Origin of the sequence: Novosphingobium sp. CCH12-A3 (assembly GCF_001556015.1) — a bacterium.
Classification (GTDB): Bacteria; Pseudomonadota; Alphaproteobacteria; order Sphingomonadales; family Sphingomonadaceae; genus Novosphingobium; species Novosphingobium subterraneum.
Genome location: NZ_LSIA01000179.1, coordinates 1 through 333 on the forward strand (window position 1 = coordinate 1; position 333 = coordinate 333).

The 333-nt window shown below is 61.0% G+C and carries 1 protein-coding gene; it reads left to right on the top strand.

Features of this window, described 5'->3' with window-relative positions; genetic code table 11:
* Positions 1 to 333, top strand: a 333-nt coding sequence (locus AX703_RS14060) for a zincin-like metallopeptidase domain-containing protein (RefSeq protein WP_369821026.1), incomplete at both ends; no start/stop codon positions are given.

Genomic DNA, 333 nt, shown 5'->3' on the forward strand with positions numbered 1-333 from the left:
GTTCGGAGGGGGGCCTAGCGATGTTCTCTCCGAGACATTGCGGGCCTACCCTACCTGACCAGGTCGAAGGTCTGCCCGATCGCTTCCATCCGGCGGTAACGCTCGAGCTGGTCGAGCCTGAAGGGCGCGAGGCCGAGCTCGACGCATTCTTCGCGGCCATCCCCGTCAATCTTCGCCACCAGGGCTCTGAAGCCTATTACGAACCCACTGCGGATCGTGTCACGATGCCGCCGACCAGCCTGTTTTCCGGCTTCGACCACTACTATGCCACGCTCGCCCACGAGGTATGTAACATCGCAAGTGTCCTCATTTCGAGGACAGTCGATGGCCTTT